The 17948-nt window shown below is 63.6% G+C and carries 16 protein-coding genes; 10 read left to right on the top strand and 6 right to left on the bottom strand.

Going from position 1 to position 17948, the window contains the following annotated elements:
• Complete coding sequence (locus tag AC0NIH_RS14605) at positions 1-2130, bottom strand: GumC family protein (RefSeq protein WP_473467749.1); 2130 nt, start codon at positions 2128-2130, stop codon at positions 1-3.
• A 281-nt stretch (positions 2131-2411) separates the two neighbouring features.
• On the opposite strand from AC0NIH_RS14605, the gene AC0NIH_RS14600 reads away from it, so the two are divergent.
• From AC0NIH_RS14600 to AC0NIH_RS14590, 3 genes are all read left to right on the top strand, one after another.
• Positions 2412-3914 carry a glucosamine inositolphosphorylceramide transferase family protein gene (locus AC0NIH_RS14600; protein WP_473467747.1) on the top strand — a complete coding sequence of 501 codons (1503 nt, stop codon included), beginning with the start codon at positions 2412-2414 and terminating at the stop codon, positions 3912-3914.
• Between the two features lie 94 nt (positions 3915-4008).
• Complete coding sequence (locus AC0NIH_RS14595) at positions 4009-5217, top strand: FAD-dependent oxidoreductase (protein WP_473467745.1); 1209 nt, start codon at positions 4009-4011, stop codon at positions 5215-5217.
• Between the two features lie 152 nt (positions 5218-5369).
• Entirely contained in the window at positions 5370-5504 is a 135-nt protein-coding gene (locus AC0NIH_RS14590; RefSeq protein ID WP_280940356.1) for a hypothetical protein, read from the top strand.
• Positions 5505-5581: 77 nt separating this feature from the next.
• Here AC0NIH_RS14590 and AC0NIH_RS14585 read toward each other — a convergent pair whose 3' ends face one another.
• On the bottom strand, positions 5582-6436 hold the full coding sequence (locus tag AC0NIH_RS14585) for a sugar phosphate isomerase/epimerase family protein (RefSeq protein WP_473467742.1): 855 nt from the start codon (positions 6434-6436) through the stop codon (positions 5582-5584).
• A gap of 7 nt (positions 6437-6443) precedes the next feature.
• Positions 6444-7481, bottom strand: coding sequence for a LacI family DNA-binding transcriptional regulator (locus AC0NIH_RS14580; protein ID WP_023767176.1), 1038 nt, complete (start codon positions 7479-7481; stop codon positions 6444-6446).
• A gap of 138 nt (positions 7482-7619) precedes the next feature.
• Here AC0NIH_RS14580 and AC0NIH_RS14575 point away from each other — a divergent pair, with 138 nt between their 5' ends.
• From AC0NIH_RS14575 to AC0NIH_RS14565, 3 genes are all read left to right on the top strand, one after another.
• Positions 7620-8651, top strand: coding sequence for a hydroxyacid dehydrogenase (locus AC0NIH_RS14575; RefSeq protein ID WP_031250560.1), 1032 nt, complete (start codon positions 7620-7622; stop codon positions 8649-8651).
• A 920-nt stretch (positions 8652-9571) separates the two neighbouring features.
• Entirely contained in the window at positions 9572-10315 is a 744-nt protein-coding gene (locus AC0NIH_RS14570) for a helix-turn-helix domain-containing protein (RefSeq protein ID WP_023780236.1), read from the top strand.
• 59 nt (positions 10316-10374) lie between these two features.
• Entirely contained in the window at positions 10375-11040 is a 666-nt protein-coding gene (locus AC0NIH_RS14565) for a GntR family transcriptional regulator (RefSeq protein ID WP_023767173.1), read from the top strand.
• 65 nt (positions 11041-11105) lie between these two features.
• On the opposite strand, the gene AC0NIH_RS14560 is transcribed toward AC0NIH_RS14565, so the two are convergent.
• Together AC0NIH_RS14560 and AC0NIH_RS14555 are read right to left on the bottom strand one after the other, a co-directional pair.
• Positions 11106-12107, bottom strand: a complete 1002-nt coding sequence (locus AC0NIH_RS14560; RefSeq protein ID WP_473467793.1) for an NADP-dependent oxidoreductase — start codon at positions 12105-12107, stop codon at positions 11106-11108.
• 87 nt (positions 12108-12194) lie between these two features.
• Complete coding sequence (locus AC0NIH_RS14555) at positions 12195-13010, bottom strand: oxidoreductase (protein ID WP_473467739.1); 816 nt, start codon at positions 13008-13010, stop codon at positions 12195-12197.
• A 107-nt stretch (positions 13011-13117) separates the two neighbouring features.
• Between AC0NIH_RS14555 and AC0NIH_RS14550 the strand changes: the two genes are divergently transcribed.
• The 4 genes from AC0NIH_RS14550 to AC0NIH_RS14535 all read left to right on the top strand — a co-directional run bounded on the left by AC0NIH_RS14550 (position 13118) and on the right by AC0NIH_RS14535 (position 17121).
• Complete coding sequence (locus tag AC0NIH_RS14550; RefSeq protein ID WP_473467737.1) at positions 13118-13705, top strand: TetR/AcrR family transcriptional regulator; 588 nt, start codon at positions 13118-13120, stop codon at positions 13703-13705.
• Between the two features lie 223 nt (positions 13706-13928).
• Entirely contained in the window at positions 13929-14234 is a 306-nt protein-coding gene (locus AC0NIH_RS14545) for a hypothetical protein (RefSeq protein WP_023767165.1), read from the top strand.
• 236 nt (positions 14235-14470) lie between these two features.
• Positions 14471-16417 carry an acyltransferase family protein gene (locus tag AC0NIH_RS14540; protein ID WP_473467735.1) on the top strand — a complete coding sequence of 649 codons (1947 nt, stop codon included), beginning with the start codon at positions 14471-14473 and terminating at the stop codon, positions 16415-16417.
• Positions 16418-16809: 392 nt separating this feature from the next.
• The gene (locus tag AC0NIH_RS14535) at positions 16810-17121 is read left to right on the top strand and encodes a hypothetical protein (RefSeq protein ID WP_023767162.1); all 312 of its coding nucleotides are present in this window, start codon (positions 16810-16812) and stop codon (positions 17119-17121) included.
• 65 nt (positions 17122-17186) lie between these two features.
• Here AC0NIH_RS14535 and AC0NIH_RS14530 read toward each other — a convergent pair whose 3' ends face one another.
• Positions 17187-17780: a DUF6456 domain-containing protein gene (locus AC0NIH_RS14530; protein ID WP_473467732.1), complete on the bottom strand. Its 594-nt coding sequence runs from the start codon at positions 17778-17780 to the stop codon at positions 17187-17189.
• Positions 17781-17948: the final 168 nt, after the last annotated feature.

The following is a 17948-nucleotide window of genomic DNA, read 5'->3' as shown; positions in this document are numbered from 1 at the left end:
TCAGGCCGCCTCGTCGACCAGCATCGCGCCTGTCGGCAGCCGCCCCATGACCGAAATGGCCTGCGTGGCTGCCGTGACATCGCGCATTGGTGTCGAATTCAGCGTGGCGACGATCAGGATCTCGTCGACCATGGACACCAGCGGCGAGGCGTTGAGATTATCGGCCAGCGCGCCGCCATCGATGACGACGAGCTCGAAGCTGCGGCTCGCCTGGGCCAGCATGTGCTGCGCGAAATAGGCGCCCTGCGCCTCCTGGAAGACCGCGGTCGGCCGGCCCCTGCCCAACACCGCGACATTGCTGCCGGGCCTGTACTGGCTCAGCGCCTCGAAGGCGTATTCGCCGCGCAGCACGTCGAGCAGGCCGGGTTGCGGGTCCTTCTGGTGGCCGCCGGCATTGACGTCGATGAACAGGACGCGGCTGCCCCGGGCGGCCGCTGCATTGGCGAGCAGGCGCGCCACCCTGCCGCGCTGTGCGGCGTCCTCGGGCGGCGACGTCACCAGGATGGACGGCACCAGCGGCCAGTTCGGCGGACGCCGGCCGGAAGAGAACATGCGCCGGAGCGCCAGCCCCGCGACCGCATCCATCTTCTGGCTGGCCGGTGTGGCCGCGCCGCCGAAAGGCCACCAGCGGCGACCGCCCGACTTTGCCGGCAGCACGCCCAGCACCGGGGCTTCGATGGCCGATTGCATCTGATTGCTGGAAAGCACCGTCGGCGAGGAATATTCCGCGATCAGCGCCAGGCCGGTGCCCAGGCCCAGGCCGCCGAAGATCGCGCCGACAAGCAACAGCGCGAGAGGCGGCCAGCTCTTCTTCAGGGCGGGCATGGCCTTGGAGATGATGCGCGCATTGGTGCTGTCGACATTGACCTGCTCGCGCGTTTCCTGCGCCCGCTGCAGATAGGTGGCGTAGACGGAGCGCAGCGCCTCGAGATCGCGCTGCAATTCGCGCAGCTTGACCGAGGCCTGGTCGGTATCGAGCGACTTGCTCTTCATGCCGGCGACCTTGGCTTCGAGCGCCTGCTGGTTGGCCAGCGCCCGCTCGTAGTCGGTTTCGGCGGCGGCGCTGATGCGGCCGAGTTCACGCGCGATGAGCGCACGCGTATCGCGCAGCTGCTGCTGCGCCGCGATCATTGAAGGGTGGCGCGGCCCGAGTTCCGTGCCGAGCTGCGAAACCTGGTCGACAAGCGTTGCCTCCTGCGCCCGCAGGCTCGAAATCACCGAGGAACGCATGGCCTCGGAGGTCGCCTCCGGCGCACCGCCGGACCTGCGCAGTTGGTCGACCTGCGCCTTCAGCGTCGCGGTGCGGCTCTGTGCCGCCGAAAGCTGCGTATTGATCTCGGTCAGTTCCTGGTCGCTGACCAGATTGCCCGCCGCCATCACCATGTTGTTGGCGGACTTGTAGGCCTCGACGGCATTCTCCGCCTTCTGGACGCGCTTGCGTTGTTCCTCCAGCCGCGCGCCGATGGAATCGGAAGCATCCGTGGCCATCTTCGCGCGCGCGGCGGCCTGATCGGCCAGGTAGGCCTGCGCGATGGCATTGGCGAGCTTTGCCGCCTTGTCGGCGCTCTTGGCCGTGACGATCACGTCGAGGACCAGCACCTTGTCGGCCCGCTTCACCGCCAGCACCCGGCGCAGCGCATCGAGCGTCTTCCCCGTCTTGTCGGTTTCGGCCGATCCTGAACCTAGCAAGCCGCCGAGCAAACGGCTCAGTAACCCGCCCTGCCCGTTGAATTCGGGATCCTCGGTCAGGTTGGTCGCCTGGATCGCCCTGAGCAACACGCCCGTCGACTGAACGACGCTGACCTGGCTTTCCACGATCGTGATGCCGCCATCGGGCGGAACCCGGCTCGGATTGACGTCGTTGTTGACCACCTGCAGGTCTTGCGGATCGATGATGATTTCCGCCACCGAGCTATAGAGCGCCGGGGTGAACAACCCATAGAGCAGCGTCACGAGGGTCAACAGCGCGGCGGTCGCCAGGATCAGGAAACGGCGGCGCACCAATATGCGCTTCACGTCACCGAGTTCGACGGTCGAGGGTGCGTAAGACGGCGCCGGCACTGCCTCCGGAGCGTATTGCATCACCTCGGGAGGGTGTTGTTGCGGCATCGAGAGCAGGGATGATTGCAAGGGTCGCTCCGACAACACTCCATCTGCCTGCAAAGATCAAATTGCGGCGTGGTTCTAGCTATTCCTCCAACTGTTAAAACACTGTTAATTATATTGGGAAGTCTTAAGATTTCTGGCACGAAGTTTGCGTAGTAAAGGCACGGGTGTGTTGACACGGCGCGGGCGAGCGGGAAACGAATGGAAATGGGGCAGATTTTCACCCGACCCCGCCCGTCCGGCAATTTCCAATGCCCAATTTTCGACCAGCCAGATACCGAACGTCAGAATGCTAGGGGTGCGACATGCAGGTGAGCCTGCGTTTGGACAGCGAGGGCCTGCGTGCCTTTCACCTGAACCTGCTGCAGCGCCTGACGGCGACGGCGCAGGTTTCCGTCGACGTCAGGCCGGCCGAAGGCGGCATTCCAGGCAGCGCCGCGGCGCTGTTTCAGCTTGAGACGGCCATTCATGGCCTGCCCGCCAACGGGCTGGCCAAACGCTTGCCGCTTTCGGCGCTCGCGCCCTACCAGGCGACGCAGCCCTCCGCGTCACCGGACCTGGTGATCGACCTTTGTGGCGACGTGAAGCTGGAAGCAGCCCGCGTCTGGCGCGTAACCTATGACGGCGTCGCCGGCGAAGCGGCGCTACTGGCGCTGATCCTCGACGGACGCACGCCGATTGCCCGCATCGAGGAGAATGACACCACTATCGCCGAAGGACGTCTAGGCACCGAATATGGCGGCATCGCACTGGCCTCCTTCCTGGATATGCTGGCACGCACGGCAAGCCTGATCGTCGCGGCAATGACCGGCGCGGCGCATGCCGCCCTACCCGTCCTGCCCGAGCCAGCGCAGGCTGGCGTCCCACTGCAAATACCCTCTACCGCCAAGCTCGGTGTCAGGGCGGGCAAGGCGCTGGCGCGGCGCATTGTCCAGAAAATCTACCACCTCTGCTACAACGCCCCGCACTGGAAGGTCGGTTGGCGCGAGACCGGCGGGCGGGATCTGTTCGACCTGCGCGCCCATCCGGCAACCGGCTGGCAAGTGTTGCCCGACGACGGCAGCCGCTTCTACGCCGATCCGTTCCCGATCCTCTACCAGGGAAAGGTGATCCTGTTCGTCGAGGACTATATCCATCGTCTCGGCAAGGCCATCATCTCCGCCGTGCCGTTCGGCCCGTCAGGCCCGGTTGGCCGACCGGAGCCCGTGCTCGACCTGCCCTACCACCTCTCCTACCCCTTCGTCTTCGAGCGCGACGGCCAGGTCTGGATGGTGCCGGAAAGCTGCGCCAACCGCACGGTCGATCTCTACCGCGCCACCGCCTTTCCCGGCGGATGGGTCAAGGAAGCGACGCTGCTGTCCGACATCGTGGCCAGCGATGCCACCCTGGTCGAGCATGGCGGGCGCTGGTGGCTGTTCGCCACCGTCCGCGATGGCGGCGGCGCGTTCTCCGACGCGCTGCATCTGTGGTCGGCGCCCGACTTTCGCGGGCCATGGACACCGCACCCCAAAAATCCCGTGCTGATCGATATCGCCTCGGCGCGGCCGGCGGGCCGCATGGTCAAACGCGGCAACGACCTGCTGCGTCCTGTGCAGGACTGCCGCAGGAGTTATGGCGCGGCCCTTGGTATCGCCCGCATCGCTCACCTCGATTTGAACGGCATGGAGCAGGTTGTCGAGACGATCTTAACCCCTGGTGCGCTATGGAGTGGCCGCAAGTTGCACACGCTCAACGAGGCGGGCGGCCTGGAATTCATCGATGGCTCGGCAATCGCGCCGCGCTGGAAACAAAGAGGCGGCGGTCATTAACCTGAACATTGGTTACTACCAGCCGCTCGCGGTGGTTGCTTGAGGTTGATTTGGCTCGGGAAGATATTCCCACCACAGCTTGTGGAGACGGAAGATGACCAGCGGAAAGGGCAATGAAATGACGATCGCTAAGGCTGGCGGGGCCGAAGTCGACGTGGCGATCGTAGGCGCCGGAATGGCCGGCACCAGCCTGGCAACGCTGTTGGGAAAAGCCGGACGCAAGGTGGCGCTGATCGATCCGCACCGCGTTCATCACGATGAGTTCCGGGCCGAGAAGATCGGCGCGGATCAGATGCAGCTGTTCGAGAAGCTCGGCCTCGACAAGACCGTCATGCCGCTCGTCACCCCGTTTTCCGATCTTTATGTTTTCCGGCTCGGCCAATTCTTCGCACGTGAAAAGAAGTGGGAATACGCATTTTCCTATGGCTCGCTGATCAACGGCCTGCGTGATGCCTTGCCGCCCCAAGTGCCATTGACGGTCGGCAAGGTAACCGAGGTCTCGACCGGACCGGACCGGCAGCGGCTTGTGCTGGCCGACGGCTCCGTCATCAATGCCCGGCTGCTGGTGGTGGCCACCGGCTACAGCGAAGCGGTGCGGCGCGCCATAGGCGTCGAGCGCATCGAAGAATCCAAGGCCCACTCGCTCTCGATGGGATTCGACCTCGCCATCTCGCCGCGTGATTGCACCTATCAGGCACTTACCTGCTACGGCAGGCGGGCCGAGGACCGTGTCGCCTACCTCACCATCTTTCCGATCGGCAACAAGATGCGGGCGAACATGTTCGTCTACCGCACCGTCGCCGAACAATGGACAAGGGACTTTCGCGCCGATCCGCAGAAGATGCTACGCGAACTGATGCCCGAGATTTCGGCGCAGTGCGGCAACTTCGAAGTAGCAAGCCCCGTCGAGGTCAGGCAGGTCAATCTGACCACGACGCAAGGCCACCGCCGCGACGGGGTCGTCTTCATCGGCGACGCATTCTGCACGACATGCCCGACGCCGGGCGTCGGCATCGGGCGGGTGATGATCGATGTCGATCAGCTTCACTCGGTTCACATTCCACGCTGGCTGGAAACACCAGGCATGGCGGCTGACAAGATCGACGCCTTCTATGACGACCCGGTGAAAGTGACTTCCGATGAGAAAGGCATGCGTGTGAGCTTCTACGCCAAGCGGATCACCACCGAAACCGGGCTGGAATGGCGTGTCCGGCGCCTGCGCAACAACACCGCGCGCCAGTTGATGATCATCGGCCGCAAGGTGCGCCATCTGGGATCGCGGCGGCAGCCCGGTATGGCGTGAGGGATTCCTGTCTCGCCGTGGAGGGCAGCGAGGTGTCTTTCCTTCTCACGTCCCTGCGGAAAAGGAAGCCCTTGGTGTCTCAGGATGCGTCACGCCATCACCAAAAGCAAAAGGCGCGATCGACCGATCGCGCCTCGCATTTCGAAAGGCCAATGCGCCAGGCCGCTCAGGGCGGCGGCTTCGAACCGGGTGACGTCGCCGGCGCGGCCGACACGGCCGAAAGCCTTTCCCGCTTCTGCCAGCTTGGCTTCTCGTATTTCTTCACCGGATGGTGCCCTCCGCGTTGAATGCTGCCCCAGAAGAACCGCTTCGCGGCGCTGTGTCAATTGTGCCAGGACGGACTCTCACAGCTTCGATCGTGTCCTCACCCCAACTGCAGCCCAGCCTTCCTCGCTTCCTCGCGTAGGAACGGCAGCCCCACGCCAATCACATCGTCGGGATTTTCCGCCACCGGCCGCCACACGGCGAGCCCGCCGGCAATGTCGACATCGACATGGTTCATGCTTTCGAGCGTGATGGCGCCGCTGTAGCCGATCTCCGATATGGCCTTCATGCAGGCCGCCCAGTTTAGCATGCCGCGCCCCGGCACGCCGCGACTGGCTTCCGAGACATGGACATAGCCGAGATAGGGCGCCGCGGCGCGGAAGCCGGCCTCGAAACTCTCCTCCTCGATATGCATGTGATAGGTGTCGAGATGAATGAAGATGTTGTCGGCGCCGACGCGCTCGATAATCCGCGCCGCGTCGACGCCGCGGTTGATCAGATGCGTCTCGTAGCGGTTGCAGGGCTCGATGCCGAGCTTCAGCCCATGCGCCCTGGCGGCCTTTGCCGCGCGCATCAGGAAGCGGCACATGCCGTCGATTTCGCCAGCCGTCGGCGCACGGCCCGTGGTCTTGCCGATCGTGCCGTAGGTGACGCCGCCAAGGGCTCCGCTGCCCACCGCCGCGCAGACGCCAAAGGCCGGTTCGAGGAAGGCCAGCGCCTCGTCAGGCCGCGCCACCACGTCGAGTGAAGCAGGCAGTCCAAGCGACGGAATAAGCTCGACATTCCACCGTTCGGCAAAGGCGCGCGTGCGCAGAGTGTCGATCTCATCAGGGCGCAGCAGCGGGATTTCCAAAAGGCCGATGCCGAGCCCCTTCAGCCGCTCCATCTGCGGCTCGATCAGGTCCAGGTCCCAGACCGGCGCAATGGCAAATGTGTGCAGTCCAAAAACGTTCATCTCAGCCTCACCCGGAATGCGGGACGTTGCCAACGGATTCCCGCATCAAGACCCGGCAAGGCTCGAGCCGCGCCGTCGGCGGTCCCTCCTTGCCTTCAATCCTGGCGAACAGCGCATCCATCGCATGGCCGGCGATCTGGCGCACCGGCTGCACGACGGCGGCGATGGCCGGCCATGTCACCTGCATCCATTCGGCGTCGTCGAAGCCGATCAGCGAGATGTCGTTGGGGCAGTGCCAGCCACGGCGGCGGAATTCGGACAGCGCAACCAGCGTGCCCTTGAGGAACAGCGAGTACACGGCCGTCGGGCGCTCGCCTTTTGCAAAATAGTCGCGCAATTGTGCCCGCAGCGGTTCGACATCCGTTTCGGCGAGCACGACATCGATGCGCACATCCGGCGCCAGTCCGAGCGCCGTGGCGCGAAAGCCGTCGAGGCGCGCACGCACCGTCGCCGCCTGTTCGCCAAGGCCGACCACCAATATGTGGCGATGACCCTTGCCGAGAAGGTCGCGCGCCACCTCGGCACTGGCCGCGGCACTGTCGGCGGAGACCGTATCGAAGGCATCGTCGGAGAGCACACGGTCGATCAGCACGCCGGTCATGCCATTGGCCTTCATGAACGCGGCCGCCGGGCCATGCTCGTTGCGCACCGGCGCCAGCACGACGCCGGCGACCCGCCAGTCATGCATGCGGGCGAGAATTTCCGTTTCGCGCGCCTCGGATTCGCGGCTCGACGCCGCCACCAGCGTGTAGCCACGCTGCTCTGCCAGGCTTTCGAGTTGGGTGAGCATCTGGCCGAAGAATTCGCTTTCGAATTCAGGCATGATGGCGCCGATGATGCGGCGCTTGGCCCGGCGCATGTCGGAGGCCAGCGGATCGACGCGGTAGCCCAATTGTTCGACGGCATCGAAGACACGCTGCGCATTTTCCGGCTTCACCGTGGTGACGCCGGCCATGACCTTGGAAACGGTGGCCGCGGACACGCCGGCGCGGCTTGCCACGTCGTGGATCGACGGACGCCGCTGCTGGGCCTGCTTGTGCGCCATTGCTCCTCCTCCGAGGGCAGGCCCCGCATTTACCTGCTGCCGAAATAAGTAAATCGATTTTTCGTGGTTGTAAATCGTTTCACTGGCGGTATTTTGCTCGCCGAGAACGCGATGAGGATCGCGCCGGGAGGAATCGTCATGTCAAGCAAGGATTTGCCGCTGGTCATCAGCGCGCCGGAACCACGCACGCTCGAGCTGATCTTCACGCCACCGCAGTTGGCACGTCTCAAGGCGAACTACCGCGTCGTCGAGACGACCGCCGACGGTGTCGCCAAACTGCCGGCCGATGTTTTGGCCGGGGCACGCTACATCATCGGCCAGCCGCCGATCTCGGAAGAAACATTGGCGCAGATGAAGGCGCTGCGCTGCGTCTTCAATGTCGAGACCAACCTCATCAACAACATGCCCTACGAGACGCTGTTTGCCCGCGGCATCCATGTCGTCACCACCGGTCTCGTCTTCGCCGAGCCGGTGGCCGAGCTTGGCCTTGCCATGGCGCTCAACCTTGCCCGCAACATCGTCGATGCCGACCTCGCCTTCCGACAGGGCAAGGAGCTATGGGGCGGCGACGGCAACCTGACGGCGCGGCTGCTTTCAGGCGCCGATGTCGGCATCATCGGCTTCGGCGATCTCGGCCGCGCGCTGAACCGCCTGCTCTCGGGATTTCGTACCCGCACCAAAGTGTTCGATCCCTGGCTGCCGCCGTCGATCCTGATCGACAACGGCGTCGAGCCGGCCTCGCTCGACGACGTGCTGTCGCAGAGCGACTTCGTCTTCGTCGTCGCCTCGGTGACCTCCGAGAACCAGGGCTTTCTCGGCAGCCAGGCCTTCGCCAGCATGCGCAAGGGCGCCGCCTTCATCCTGCTGAGCCGCGCCGGCGTGGTCGACTTCCCAGCGCTGATGGCGGCGGTCAAGAGCGGCCACATCGTCGCCGCCAGCGATGTCTTCCCCGAGGAACCACTGGCGCAGGATCATCCCGTCCGCGCCATCCCCGGCTTCCTGCGCTCCGCCCACCGCGCCGGCGCGCTCGACATCGCCTTCAAGCGCATGGGCGACATGGTGCTGGAGGACATGGACCTGATCGACCGCGGCCTGCCGCCGCTGCGCTCCAAGCGCGCCGAGCGCGAGACCGTGTCGAGGATGCGCTCGAAGCCGGCGGACAGGAACTAGGCCGAGACGCGGCAAGCAGACCGACGAGAACGAGATCACGGCCACGACCACCGGCTTTGCGGCTGCTGTGCGTGATTTTAGCATCAGCAAGAACTGAAATTCCAACGAGTGCGGGGCTGCAGGAGACGAAACGTTTTGACATCGGCCCTTTCCTGAGCGTCAAGTCCAGCTGGTAAACTTGGGCAAAGGGGAACAAAATGAAGAAAAGCTATGCAAAGCCGACGCTTCTGAAGCGCCAAAAACTGTCCTCGGTGACGGCGCTTGTCTGTCCGATCTCCCAGTGCGGAGACTGACCTGCGCGCGCGGCCCGGATCGTTGGAACCTTTATCCGGCCTTTGCGTTTTTCAGTCGGATCGTCTCCCATTCGATCCGTCACTCCTCCAATCAACACCCCGCCAGGCTTCGCCTGGCGGGCGTCTCTTTATTTCAGAGGCAACTTGACAACAACCGGACGCGGGGGCTTACGTCAGGCGCATCGGGGCATGGGGGATTCAAATGAAAAAGACCTACCAGAAGCCGCTTCTGGTGAAGCGCGACAGGCTGTCGGCGGTCACCGCGGTCGCCTGTCCGATCTCGGTATGCCCGCACTGAATCGAAGACTTGGCACATCGAAGACTTGGCACATCGAAGACCTGGCCCTGGCCAGAATGGAGAAAGCCCACTTCCCCCAAAGTAGCGGGCTTCTTCTGATGGAACGATCGTCCCGCTGCGCGGTTTCTTAAAACAGCCGGGCGAAGGCGAGCCCGGTCTACTCCAGAAGGCCCGCCACGAGTCGCGTCGGTGGCGGGCCTTTTCGTATTGGCCCGCCCGTCGTGCGGTATTGGTCGAAGGTCCCATTCGCGGCAGCACGATCCTGTGCGAGATTGGCGGAATATAAGCACTTACTGAATAATGGTTCGGACGTCTGTCGGGGCGGTGTCGTGCCAATCCGCAAGAATCTTGCCGCGAATCTCAGACGCTTGGTCAGCGGCCATGCGTCGATCGCCGCCGTGTGCCGCGGATTGAACATGAACCGCTCGCAGTTCGAGCGCTACCTGCAAGGCAAGAGCGTGCCCAATCGGGCCACGGCGCGACTGATCTGCGACTATTTCCGCATCGAGGAGGATGAACTGTACCGGGCGCCGGACGTTGCAGCGCCCGGACACCCTGCCCTGCCGCCGCTCCACCAGAAGCTCTACGAGAACATGGTGCAAGGCCCTTCTCCCGCCATCGCCGGCGGCACCTACTTCACCTATTTTTCGGTTCCCGACCGTCCCGACCTTCTGATGCGGTCGGTCACCTTCGTGCGGCGCGAGGCCGAGCTGGTGACCTTCAGGCGCGTGACCCGGTGGGCCGAAGGCCATCGCCAGGACGGAGCGCGGGCGCCGGGCTGGCACTATGGCGTGGCGATCTCGCGCCTGAACTGGATCTACTTCGCCGGCATCAACCGCCGCCAAACCGGCGAACCGTCGATCGTCGCCGTCCAGTGGGCGCCCTTCTCTGAACCGGTCCTGGTCGGCAACGCCTTCATTCTGACCGCGGTGGGCCCGGTCTGCGTACCGGTCATCATGCGCCAGCAGGTTGGCAGGATCAGCCTGAGGCAGGCGCTGCAGATGTCCAGAGTTGTCAGCCTCGATGACCCGGGCGTCGACCAGCTTGTGGTAAGCCTTGTGCGTGAGCGCTAGAGTAGCATTGCTGGCCAATGAGAGGTTGGCCTGGGCCAATGAGAACACAAGGGTTCGCGATGCTCAACGCCTTCGACTATGGCGGCAAGGAAGCCGATACAGTGCATGCGCTGGAGGAGGACATCATCTTCGGCCGGCTGGCGCCGGGCGAGCGGCTGGTCGAGGACGTGCTGCTCGCCCGTTTCCCTGTGTCTCGCCACACCATCCGCCAGGCGCTTTACCAGCTGGAAAAACTCGGCATCGTCACGCGTGAGCGCAACAAGGGCGCCATGGTGCGCCGGCTTTCACCCGACGAGGTGCGGCAGATCTACGAGGTGCGCGAAATGCTGCAGCGCCAGGCCGCGCTGATGATCCGCTTGCCGGCCAGCGATGCGCTGATCGCGGAGCTGATGGAGATCCACGATATCTATGGCGGCCATATCGATAACGGCTATCTGCGCGGCATCCACGAGGCCAATGACCGCTTCCACCTCACCATGCTCTCGGCCTGCGGCAACGCCTATCTCGTCTCTTCGATCGAGCACTACATGCGCCTTAGCCTGCCGGTGCGAGCCAATTCGCTGGCCGACAGGGAAAAGCTGGACGTCTCGCGAAAACACCACTGGATGATGATCGAGGCGATGAAGCGCCGGGACAATTGGGTGCTGGCGCAGCTCTGCGTCGACCATCTGCAGCCGAGCAAGACGTTTTATCTCCAGGAGATCGAGACCGCGCCGGCCGGCTGAAGCAACGGTTTTGTACCCGCCATTGCGCCAAGGCAAGGATGTGGACCGTCCGCCGAACGTTCTGTCTATCTGATCTTGACGACGACCTTGCCCTTGGCTCGCCCGGTTTCGACATAGGCCAATGCCTCGTTGGTGCTCTCGAACGGAAAAATCCGGTCCATGACGGGCCGTATGATGCCGGATTCGATGAGCGACGTGATTTTACCCAGCTGATCGCCCTGCGCCCGCATGAACAGGAACGAATACCCGACACCCGCGCGCCTGGCCTTGCTGCGTATGCTGCGGCTCAGCAGGCGCAGGACCAGCTTCAGAACCATGTTCAACCCCTGCTTGGCTGCAAATCCGGGATCCGGCGGACCGGAAATGGAGATGAGTTTGCCGCCCGGCTTCAGCACATGCAGGGATTTTTCGAGCGTCTTGGCGTCCTGGCTGTTCACGACGACGTCGTAGCCTTGCAGGATGTTCTCGAAATCGTCTTTCTTGTAGTCGATGACGATATCGGCTCCGAGGCCTTTCACCAGATCGGCACTCGCCGCGCTCGCCGTCGTCGCGACGATCGCACCGAGATGCTTTGCCAGCTGGATGGCGAAGGTTCCCACGCCACCGGAACCGGCCTGGATAAACACTTTCTGGCCTTTCTTCAGCCCGGCTGTTTCGACCAGAACCTGCCAGGCGGTCAGGCCCACGAGCGGAATCGAGGCGGCTTCTTCCATGCTGAGGTTTTTGGGCTTCAGCGCCACGTCGGCTTCATCCATCGCGATAAATTCGGCAAACGCACCGATCCGGCCGTCGCGTGGCCGCGCATAGACCTCGTCACCGGGCTTGAATTTGCGGACTTTCGATCCGACCCGAACGACGATCCCGGCCACGTCATGGCCCAGGATGAAGGGCGGGCGATAGGGCAAAATCAGCTTGAACTCACCATCCCGGAGCTTGGAATCGAGAAGGTTTATACCGGCGGCGTGAATTTCGACCAGGACATCATTGTCCCGCAACTCGGGCTCCGGCATTTCGGCGAGCCGCAGGGCACCCTTCTTTTGATACTTGTCGACAACAAAGGCTTTCATCATGTTTTCTTTCTAAAATGATTTCGATGGCCGGCGCGAAACAGACCGAGCTTGCGTGTCGCATATGCGTTAAGTCACTTGCTTCGTTCAGACAGGCAGGCGAAATTGCTTGCGCAGGATTTTGTCGAACATCGCGGCCGGCGCGAACCGGCGCAGCATGCTGACCTGTCGCGCTGCCTGGCCGGCGGTGTAGCGCCGCCGGGGATGCCTGTCGGTCGCGGCCCGGAGAACCACCTTCGCCACGACATCCGGCGGATCCGCCTTGGGCATCACGTCGCGAAGCAATGCCTCGAACCCTGCACGCGCCTCATCATAGTCCTGCAGGACGGAATCGGGCTCGAATCCGTTCTGGTCGAACACGGTGCGCACGAATGCCGGTTCGATGACCGAAACGCGTATGTTGAAGGCGCGTACCTCGTGGTCGAGCGATTCCGAATAGCCTTCGAGCGCGTGCTTGACGGCTGAATAATGGGCCGAATACGGTGCCGGGACCAGTCCCAGGATCGAGCCGATATTGATGATGCGCCCTTCGCCCAGCCGGCGCATCGACGGCAGCACCGCGTGGGTCATGCGCATGACGCCGAACAGGTTGACGTCGAACAGAGCCTGCGACTGCGCGACCGAGGATTCTTCCGCGCCTCCCAGCAGCCCGACGCCGGCATTGTTGACCAAGAGATCTATACGGCCGGTCTTGCCGAGGACAGTTGAGACCAGGGACGCGACAGACGCGTCGTCGGTCACGTCGCAAACCAGCATCGATATCCCGTTCGAACTCTGGCTGGACGCCTTGCGGCTGGTGCCGAAGACAGTGAAGCCGGCGCGTGCCAAAATCTCGGCGCTGGCACGGCCAATTCCTGAGGAGGCGCCGGTCACAACAGCGGTCTTTCCCGAATTCCGATTCATTCTAAAGGCTCCAAAGGTAAGAGGTCTTGCCTGTGATCGGCAATTGAATTATGATCGTAATATCACATTATGCTCATAATGCAATAGGAAAACGGGAAGGAACGATCATGCGCTATGACAAAGGCCGGAAGGATGCATCACGGAGCCGGATCATGGAGGTCGCTTCCCACCGCTTTCGAGGCGACGGCATCGCCGCCTCCGGCTTGGCCAGCATCATGAGCGACGCCGGGATGACGAACGGCGCCTTTTATCCGCACTTCCAGTCCAAGGCCGACCTCGTACGCGAGAGCGTGGCCTCGGCCCTGGAGGCTCAGTCGCAGCAATTGCAGGATGTGCTTGCCTCTGGTGGCCTGGAACTGGCCCTGGCGATGTATCTGTCGCCCGAGCACCGCGATCATCCGCAGACCGGCTGTGCCTCCGCCGCGCTGTTGCCGGAAATCGCGCGTCAGCCGCCGGAGACACGCGCTTTCTACACCGAAAGGCTGCTGACCCTGGTGCGCCAGTTGGCGAAGGACCTGCCGCCGGGCATCCGCGATCCGGAAGGTGCGGCGCTGGGCGTCTTCGCCGCGCTCATCGGCGCCCTTCAATTGTCCCGCGCGGTGGAAGGAACGGAATTGTCGGACCGCATTCTAGCGGCGGGAGCGGATGCCGCGCGGACGCTGGCTCAACCGCGGAAGAAGGTCGAAGCATCCTAGACTTGGACCGGTGACTACCTTGCGTCAGACGACAACATCCCGCGCGCTGGTGCCACGGCGATCACTTGCAAAAGAACGAAAAAATCGTCGAAAGGTTTCCAAAAATATATTTCGATAAATCCCCACCGCTTCCGGCGTGTCATCGGAACTTTCCCTATCCCGACCCCGTTCCGGGCCTGACCGTTGCTTATGCGGTCATAAGGCAACAGGGAAGGATCCTACCATGAACATCAAGATGATCTGTTTTGGCGCGATGACGCTTTCTATGGTCGCTGGCTCGGCTCTTGCCGCAGGCAACACCGGCACGTCCGCTCTCGACGACCCGGCCAAGATGCAGCCTTTCTACACCGACTCCAGCATGAAGACGCTGCGCAGCAACGACGACTTCGTCAAAGCCTGGAAGGCCCTGACGCCGGAAGACCAGACCGCGATGATGACGGCTTGCGCCGACGAGGCCAAGAACGCCAACCCCACCAACACCCATCCTGAATTCTGCAGCAGCGTGAAGCAGAACGGCGGCAGCAAGTAACCCGCCGGTCGCTCTAACAGGCAAACAGCCCCGTTCGCGGGGCTGTTTTTGTGACTGTCGGGCATTGGTGCTCGTCCGCCGCCGTACGCCCTAGCCGCTCCGCTGCCCTGTGGCGCCCGCCTCCTTTTTCTGGCCATGTTGCATTGCGATAATTTTGTTGCATTGCGATATCGACCGTCCCGGCCGACATTGCATCGAGCTGGGCTGGCGGGCTGGGCTTGCACGAAGGAGGCCTCGTGTCGGCATCGTTCCGGCCAGACATACAAGGGTTGCGCGCGCTCGCCGTCGGCGGCGTCGTTGCCTATCATTTCGGCCTTACGGCGCTACCCGGCGGCTTCGCCGGCGTCGATATCTTCTTCGTCATTTCCGGCTGGCTGATCACCACGCATCTGATGCAGGAGATCACGGAGACCGGCAGGCTCGACCTCTGGCGCTTCTATGCCCGCCGCGCCCGGCGCCTTCTGCCCGCCGCCCTGTTCGTCATCCTGGTCACGCTGGCTGTCGGCTACTTCATCCTGGCGCCGCAGGAACAGGCGCTCTATTCGCGCGGCGCCATGTATGCCAGCGCCTACGCAATCAATCTGTGGCTGCTGCGCTGGTCGTTCGACTATTTCGCCGCCGATGCCTTGAGCAACCCCTTCATCCACTTCTGGTCGCTGTCGGTGGAGGAGCAATTCTACCTCGTCTGGCCGACGCTGCTTCTGCTCGCCGCCTGGCTGCGCCCTGGCCGGCGAACCGCCGTGGCGGTGATCGGCGTGGCCGGCCTCGCCTCTTTCGCCGCTTGCTTGTGGCTGACCAGCCTCTCGCCGGCCTGGGCCTTCTATTTCTCGCCGCTGCGCGCCTGGGAGTTCGCCGCGGGCGGCCTGGCAACGCTGGCGCCGACGGCCTCGTGCCGGCCGCAACTGCGGGCCGCGCAGGGCTGGCTCGGCCTGGCGCTGATCGCGGCGGCCTACCTTTGCTTGAGCGAAGACCTGCCCTTCCCTGGCTGGTACGCTCTGTTGCCGGTTGCCGGCACGGTGCTGGTGCTGCTGAGCGGCGCTGGCGAGCGGGAACTGACAGGCTGGCGGGCGCCCGCCGCCGCACTGTCGCTGCCGCCGCTGCAATGGATCGGCGCGCTCTCCTATTCGCTCTATCTCTGGCACTGGCCGGTGATCGTCTATGCGCAAATGCTGGTGCCGGATCTCAATGCGTCGCAGCGCCTCGGTTGCGGCGCGCTGGCGCTGGCGCTGTCGGTGTTCAGCTATCACCTGATCGAGAACCCGGGACGGCGTTTCGGCTGGCTGACGGCCGGCGCCCGGGCGTTGGCACCCGCGCTGGCGCTGACGGGTGCCGGCGTGGCGGTGGCCTATGCCAACGCGCATCTGGCCACCCGCAACATCGACCCCGCGCAGCGCGGCATCGAGCAGGCGGCCGAGCAGCCCTCAACAGCGCGCGCCCTCGACAAGAGCTGCCTGCTGGATTTCAACACGGTGAAGCCGAAACCCTGTGCATTCGGCCCAGCCGATGCGGCCCACACCATCGTGCTGTTCGGCGATTCGCATGCCGACCACTGGTCGACGCCGTTGGTCGAGGCGGCCAAACGCAACAACACCAAAGTGGTCACCTACCTCAAATCCTCATGCCGGGCCTCGCGGCTTTCGACCTTCAACGCGGTGCTGAAGCGCTACTACACCGAATGCGACGCCTGGCGCGAACAGGCGATTGGAGAAATCATCCGCCGCAAGCCGCGCCTGGTGGTGATCTCGGAATTCTCTTTCGGCAATCTGACCCGCGACATGCCCGACGCCACCCGCGAAGCCGAGACCGCGCGCTGGCAGGCCGGCCTGCGCTCTACCTTGCAGGCCTTCAGCCAGGCCGGCGTCGAGACCGCCGTCATCCGCGACACGCCGATCAGCGACAGCTTCGCCGACTCCTGCGTGGCCCGCGCCCTGTGGTGGCGCGAGGCCCCCTCGCGCTGCGACACGCCAAGGACCGAAGCCGCCAATGACGGCGTGGCGGCCGCCGAGCGCGCCGTGGTGAAAAGCGTGCCAGGCACGCTCTATGTCGACCTCACCGACCGCTTCTGCGGCGCCACCGAATGCCACGTCTTCATCAACGGCAAACTCGCCTTCCGCGACCGGCACCATCTGGCGACAGCGTTCGCAAAAACGCTGGAAGGGCCGCTGGAGAAGGCGCTGTTTTAGGGAGATGGAAGAACGCTCTTTCCTTCTCCCCTGTGGTCGAGCGTTACGCGGATGGGAATCTGGAGGCAGCCAACCTTGGACGCATGTTGGCCTCCTTATCCACATCATAACCTTCACGGCCGGCCTCGTTGTGCTGCGTCGATTTCGGCTGCCAAAGCCAACCGAGATCGACGTGGATTGGGCTCGGTAGCCAAGACACGTTTTCTGGCGTCTTGAGCGAAGCCGTCTTCCAAGGAATTGGAAGCGCGACAAACCTTTGCTCCCCCGCCCCCTCACCGCCCCATTGCATCGGGCTCCCTGGTGAACACCTGGTTCGTCACAGCTGGCGAATTTTCGGAACGAGGCTGCATCTCGGGAGTTTATATTAGGCCAACCTTGAAAAGGAGGTAGCCATGAAGAAGCTCCTACTCGTCTCGGTTATCGCCATTGCTTCGGCGGCGGCGATGATCGCCCCGGCGGATGCTCGCAGTCACGTTTTTATCGGCATCGGCGGCGGTTATAACGATTATTACGGCAATGATTATTACGGTGGCTATGGCAGTCGCTACGTCTATAGCCCCTACGACGACGATTACGATAGCGGCTATAGACCGTACCGGCACCACCGGGGTTATTACTATCGGCACCACCGTTGCCACATCGAACTGGTCAGACACTGGCGCCACCACCACAGGATCGTTGAGGAAATCCGCGTCTGCCGATGACCTGACCTTCTGCAACTGACCCGGCCGGCGTCTGCCGGTCGGGTTTTTGCGCCGTTATCTCACCCTCACCGCCCCATCATCATCCCATAGTGCACCGCCAGCAGATCCAGCCCCACCTTCAAGAGCTTTGTCACAACGTCCCGGCCCTCGCCGGTCTGTTCGGCCAGGCTCTTGATCGACCCGCCCGCACAGCAGACCTTTTGCACCACGGCGGCGACCTCCCAGTGGCCGAGCGCCCTTGTGGCGGCGGCGTTGGCGCGGCCGGCGTCCAGCACGTTGTCGGCAATGCCGCCGCCCTGGCGACCGCCGTCGACGCGTTCGGTCCAGCGCATGGGCTTGACGCTCGCCTGCTGGCTGCACTGGAAGTCCTCGCGATAACGCTGGCCGGCCTCGCGCTGCTGGCGCGACAGCGAGGTGATACCCAGAAGCGGATCGACATTGCGCACCCGCACGATGCCACCGGTGGAGGTGAAACCGTCATTCGACACCTCGTAGACGCGCCGTGCCTCGTGCGTTCCGGCGTTCAGCCGCTTGCGGCCGAAGGCGTCATCCCTTAGCGCGAAATCATGGCCGACCTCACGGCGGATGCGCACCTGCTCGGCCTCGCCCTTCGGCAGTTTCGGCGCCTGCGGTTTGGCGGCTTTGGCTTTTTTGGGCATTGGTTGGCTCCTTGGGGTTCTTGGGGTGGTTGAAGAGGCTGGCGGGATGATCATCCCGCCAGCTTCGCGAGCGCTTGCGCCCCGCGCCTCGCCACCGTTCGCGCGGTGGAGAAGGACATCGTGTCGCCGACTAAATCGGAGACGGGGAGCGGCATGAACGGCCGTTCG

The organism is Mesorhizobium sp. WSM1386 (assembly GCF_055901595.1).
This window is presented reverse-complemented; position numbering and strand designations above follow the sequence as displayed.